This window comes from Betaproteobacteria bacterium (assembly GCA_016791345.1).
In the GTDB taxonomy this organism is placed as follows: Bacteria; Pseudomonadota; Gammaproteobacteria; order Burkholderiales; family JAEUMW01; genus JAEUMW01.
The window spans coordinates 1-4,909 of sequence record JAEUMW010000259.1; the positions used below are offsets into that span (position 1 = coordinate 1).

The following is a 4,909-nucleotide window of genomic DNA, read 5'->3' on the forward strand; positions in this document are numbered from 1 at the left end:
ACCAAGGACGTGCCGACCGGCGAGTTCAACAAGCTCGTCGCTGCTGCCGGCGGGCGCGACAACGCCTTCACCAACCGCGACTACACCGCCTATTTCCAGCAGGTGCAGAAGTCCGAGCTGCCGCTCATGTTTCGACTCGAAGCCGATCGCATGGCGAATCTCAACCTCACGGACGAGGAGTTCGCCAAGGAGATCAAGGTGGTCATGGAGGAGCGGCGGTTGCGCACCGACGACAAGGCGCGCGCGCTGCTCTACGAGCAAATGTTCGCGACGGCGTACAGCGCCCATCCCTATCGCACGCCGGTGATCGGCTGGATGAACGACCTCGAGAACATGAAGGCAGGCGATGCGCGCGAGTGGTACCGGGAGTGGTACGCACCGAACAACGCGACGCTGGTGGTCGTCGGCGACGTCCAGGCGCAGGAGGTCTTCAAGCTCGCCGAGAAGTATTTCGGCAGCATCAAGTCGCACCCGCTGCCCGCGCGCAAGCCGCAGGACGAGCCGGTCCAGCGCGGCGAGCGGCGCATCACGGTGAAGGCGCCGGCCGAGTTGCCGTATCTCGTGATGGCGTATCACGTGCCGAAGATCGAGAACGTCGAGGAGGACTGGGAGCCGTACGCGCTCGACGTGCTCGACGGCATTCTCGACGGCTACGAAGGCGCGCGGCTCACGCGCTCGCTCGTGCGCGACGCGAAGATCGCGACCGACGTCGGCTCGAGCTACGACGCGGTGACGCGCGGGCCGACATTGTTCCTGCTCGAAGGCACACCGGCCGAGGGGAAGACGGTCGAGGCGCTCGAAGCTGCGCTGCGCAGCGAGATCCGCGGCATCGCCGAGCACGGCGTGAGCGAGGAGGAACTCGCGCGCGTCAAGGCGCAGGTCATCGCGGGCGAGGTGTACCAGCGCGATTCGATGTTCTATCAGGCGATGCAGATCGGCACGCTGGAGACCGCCGGCTTGCCGCACCGCTCGCTCGATGTGCAGATCGAGAAGCTCAAGGCCGTCACCGCGGCGCAGGTGCAGGAAGTCGCACAGAAATACTTCGGCGATGACGGTCTGACGGTGGCGGTGCTCGACCCGCAGCCGCTCGAGGGTGCCAGGCGCGCATCCAGCGTCGCGGGGGTGCGGCATGCGCAATGATCTCTGGCGCCTGCTGTGCGCCGCCGCGGCATTCGCTCTGCTGGCGGGCGCGAACCCGGCGCTGGCGCTGCCGACGATCCAGCAGTGGACGACCCCGACCGGGGCGCGCGTCTATTTCGTCGAGAACCACGACCTCCCCATCGTCGACGTGAGTGTCGATTTCCCCGCCGGCTCTTCGTTCGACGCGCGGTCCAAGTCGGGTGCGGCGGGGCTCACGCAGTACATGCTCCGCTTCGGCGCGGACGGCCTCGACGAAGACCGGATTTCGAACCGCATCGCCGATGTCGGCGCGCAGCTCTCCGGGCGTTTCGATCTCGACCGGGCCGGCCTGGGTGTGCGCACCCTGTCGAGCGCGCGTGAGCAGGACGCCGCGATCGCGGTGCTTGCGAAAGTGCTGCAGTCGCCCACCTTCCCGCAGGAGTCGGTGGTGCGGGAGAAGAACCGCATCGTGGCGGACTTGAGGGAGGCCAACACCAAGCCGGAGACCATCGCGGCCAAGACCTTCTTCGCGACGCTCTATGGCGACCATCCCTACGCCTTGCCGAGTGCCGGGTCGCCGGAGACCGTCGCTGGCCTCACACGCGAGGATCTCGTCGATTTCTATCGCGCGCACTACAACGCGCCGCACGCCGTGGTCGCGATCATGGGGGATGTCACCCGCGATGAGGCCGATGCGATCGCGCGACGCCTGACCGACAGGCTGCCGCCGGCGCCGGCCGATGCGGTCCGGCTGCCGGACGTGACGCCGCTCGCGCGTGCCTCCGAACAACGGATCGCCCATCCTGCGACGCAGAGCCACATCCTCATGGGCGCGCCCGGCATCCGGCGCAACGATCCCGACTACTTCGCGCTCATCGTCGGCAACTACGTCCTCGGCGGCGGCGGGTTCGTGTCGCGTTTCACGGAAGAGGTGCGCAGCCGCCGCGGCCTTGCCTACAGCGTGTACAGCACCTTCCAGCCGCTGCGCTTCGAGGGGCCGTTCCAGATCGGGCTGCAGACGAAGAAGGAGCAATCGGCAGAAGCGCTCGATGTCGTCCGCGTCACGCTCCGCGATTTCATCGCCAAGGGGCCGACGGAGCAGGAACTGCGCGCCGCCAAGCAGAACATCGTCGGCGGTTTTCCGCTGCGCGTGGACAGCAACCGGAAGATCCACGAGTACATCGCCACCATCGGTTTCTACGACCTGCCGCTGGACTACCTCGACAGATTTCCCGGCAACGTCGAGCGCGTGAGCGTCGAAGACGTGAAGCGCGCGTTTGCCGATCGCGTCCATCCGGACGCGCTGGCGACGGTCGTCGTCGGCGCGCCGGAAAGCAAGACCACCGCCGCACGTCCCTGACGCCTCGGGGCGGCGCGAGCGGTGAGCACGAACCGGGTGCGCATCATCGGCGGCACGTGGCGCAGCCGGCTCATCCACTTTCCCGCGATCGACACGCTGCGCCCGTCTCCCGACCGCGTGCGCGAGACACTCTTCAACTGGCTCGGCCAGGATCTCACCGGGCTTTCCTGTCTCGATCTCTTCGCCGGCAGTGGCGTGCTCGGCTTCGAGGCGGCATCGCGCGGAGCGACGCGCGTGGTGATGGTCGAGCGCGATCGCACGGCAGTCAGCGCGCTGCGCGAGAACGTGACGCGGCTCGGCGCGCAGGCGGTCGAAGTGGTGCAGGCGGACGTGCTCGCTTGCCTGCGGCACGAGACCCGGCGCTTCGATGTCGTCTTCATGGATCCGCCGTTCTCGCAGGACCTCGTGCCTGCGGTGCTGACCGCCGTCACGGCCTGCCTCGCCGACGGCGCGCGGGTCTATGTCGAAAGCGGACGGCCGTTGACGGCGGCGGCGCCGTGGCGGATGCTGCGCGAGCAAAGAGCGGGACGCGTCCACTTCCATCTGCTCGACCGGGAGGCTCGATGAACCATACGGTGCTCTATCCAGGCACGTTCGACCCGATCACCCTCGGGCACGAGGATCTCGTGCGCCGCGCCGCGCGCCTGTTCAGCCGGGTCGTGGTCGGGGTTGCCGACAGTCGCGGGAAGCGCCCGATCTTCGAACTGGACGAGCGCGTGCAGATGGCGCGGGCAGTGCTGGCGGTGTATCCGAACGTCGAGGTCGTCGGCTTCACCGGACTGCTCATGAACTTCCTGCGGGAGCAGCAGGCACGGGTGATCCTGCGCGGGCTGCGGGCCGTGTCCGACTTCGAGTTCGAGTTCCAGATGGCGGGCATGAATCGCATGCTGCATCCGGATGTCGAGACGCTCTTCCTGACGCCGTCCGAGCAGTACATGTTCATCTCCGCCAGCATCGTGCGGGAGATCGGCTCGCTCGGTGGCGACGTAAGCCAGTTCGTGCAACCCTTGATTGCCCAGCGCTTGCGTGAAAAAATAGCAAGTTCCCTTTGAACCCGTCAGAAGTTCCCATGGCCCTCCTCATCACCGATGCCTGCATCAACTGCGACGTGTGCGAACCGGAGTGTCCGAACGGCGCCATTGCGCAGGGCGAGGAGATCTACGTGATCGCGCCGGCGCTGTGCACCGAATGCGTGGGCCACTACGCGACCTCGCAGTGCGTCGAGGTGTGCCCGGTCGACTGCATCGTGCTGGACCCGAACGTGGTCGAAACGAAGGAGCAGCTTGAGCTCAAGTACCGCAGCCTGATCGCGGAGAAGGTCACCGCCTGACCGACGCCGGCGCGGGAATTATCAGCGCTGGCAGCGCGGGCAATAGAACGTCGAGCGCTGCCCCTGGCGCATCGAGCGGATCGCCGATCCGCAGTGGTGGCAGGGCTCGCCTGTCCTGCCGTACACCGTGTACTGCTGCTGAAAGCACCCCGCCGCGCCGTGGGCGTCGACGAAGTCGCGCAGCGTGCTGCCGCCCGCGGCGAGCGCGAGTTCCAGGGTCGTATGGATGGCCTGCGCCAGCCGCCGATAGCGCTCTAGGCTCACGCGGTTCGCGCTGCGGGCGGGGTGGATGCGGGCGCGATACAGCGCTTCGCTCGCGTAGATGTTGCCGATGCCGGCGAGCACGTGGCTGTCCATGAGCACGAGCTTGATCGCCGCCGAGCGCGTGCGCGTGGCGACGTAGAGAGAATCGCCGTCGAATCCCGGTGCCAGCGGTTCCGGGCCGAGCCCGGCGAGCAGCGGATGCGTCAGGGGATCGTCGGTCACCCAGTGCACGCTGCCGAAACGGCGCGGATCGTTGAAGCGCAGCAGGCGACCGTCGTCGAGGACGAGGTCGAGGTGATCGTGCCTGTCCGCCGGTGTCGCGGCCGGCACCACGCGCAGGCTGCCCGACATGCCGAGATGCACGATCAGCGTGCCGCCGTTGCAGTTGACCAGCAGGTACTTCCCGCGGCGATCGACGTCGACGATCGCGCGCGTCTCCAGCTCGCGTTCGAAGTTCGCCGCGACCGGCCAGCGCAGGCCGCGATGGCGCACTGTCACCCGTGACACACGTCGTCCCGTGAGGAGCGGGACGAGCCCCCGGCGCACCGTTTCGACTTCCGGCAGCTCGGGCATGCCTACTTCGAATCGGCCGTGGGCGGGGTCATCAGTCGCGTGCCGACGGCGGCGGCAAAGTGGTATTGCAGCCCCTCGTCCTCGCGACGGAGCACGAGTTCCGGTTCGCGCTGCACGATGGTGAGCGGTACCGTCTTCCCGCTCTTGAGCCTGACGGTGATCGCATCCCCCTTCGCCGCGCCCGTGACCCGCTGCGTGAGCAGGCTTGCCGCGCTCTGCCAGTCGTCGCCCCAGCGGTTGAGATCGTCCTGGCTCAGGCCGGG

The 4,909-nt window shown here is 67.6% G+C and carries 7 protein-coding genes; 5 read left to right on the forward strand and 2 right to left on the reverse strand.

The window, feature by feature from the left end:
* The 5 genes from JNK68_10345 to JNK68_10365 form a co-directional block, all read left to right on the forward strand.
* Positions 1 to 1,140, forward strand: a 1,140-nt coding sequence (locus JNK68_10345) for an insulinase family protein (protein MBL8540757.1), incomplete at its 5' end; no start/stop codon positions are given.
* A complete protein-coding gene (locus JNK68_10350) occupies positions 1,130 to 2,479 on the forward strand; it encodes an insulinase family protein (GenBank protein ID MBL8540758.1) in 1,350 nt (449 codons plus the stop codon). The genes JNK68_10345 and JNK68_10350, both read left to right, overlap by 11 nt.
* A gap of 36 nt (positions 2,480 to 2,515) precedes the next feature.
* On the forward strand, positions 2,516 to 3,046 hold the full coding sequence (gene rsmD / locus JNK68_10355) for a 16S rRNA (guanine(966)-N(2))-methyltransferase RsmD (protein ID MBL8540759.1): 531 nt from the start codon (positions 2,516 to 2,518) through the stop codon (positions 3,044 to 3,046).
* Complete coding sequence (gene coaD, locus JNK68_10360) at positions 3,043 to 3,531, forward strand: pantetheine-phosphate adenylyltransferase (protein MBL8540760.1); 489 nt, start codon at positions 3,043 to 3,045, stop codon at positions 3,529 to 3,531. The genes rsmD and coaD overlap by 4 nt, the downstream gene beginning before the upstream one ends.
* A 17-nt stretch (positions 3,532 to 3,548) precedes the next feature.
* On the forward strand, positions 3,549 to 3,809 hold the full coding sequence (locus JNK68_10365) for a YfhL family 4Fe-4S dicluster ferredoxin (protein MBL8540761.1): 261 nt from the start codon (positions 3,549 to 3,551) through the stop codon (positions 3,807 to 3,809).
* A 21-nt stretch (positions 3,810 to 3,830) separates the two neighbouring features.
* Here the strand turns inward: JNK68_10365 and mutM are convergent, their stop codons facing one another.
* On the reverse strand, positions 3,831 to 4,646 hold the full coding sequence (mutM, locus tag JNK68_10370; protein MBL8540762.1) for a bifunctional DNA-formamidopyrimidine glycosylase/DNA-(apurinic or apyrimidinic site) lyase: 816 nt from the start codon (positions 4,644 to 4,646) through the stop codon (positions 3,831 to 3,833).
* A 2-nt stretch (positions 4,647 to 4,648) separates the two neighbouring features.
* The coding region (locus tag JNK68_10375) for a hypothetical protein (GenBank protein ID MBL8540763.1) at positions 4,649 to 4,909 on the reverse strand (261 nt) is incomplete at its 5' end.

Coding starts and splice junctions, on each gene's coding strand:
- JNK68_10350 (MBL8540758.1), top strand. CDS start 1,130: ATGCGCAATGATCTCTGGCGCCTGCTGTGCGCCGCCGCGGCATTCGCT.
- coaD (MBL8540760.1), top strand. CDS start 3,043: ATGAACCATACGGTGCTCTATCCAGGCACGTTCGACCCGATCACCCTC.
- JNK68_10365 (MBL8540761.1), top strand. CDS start 3,549: ATGGCCCTCCTCATCACCGATGCCTGCATCAACTGCGACGTGTGCGAA.
- mutM (MBL8540762.1), bottom strand. CDS start 4,646: ATGCCCGAGCTGCCGGAAGTCGAAACGGTGCGCCGGGGGCTCGTCCCG.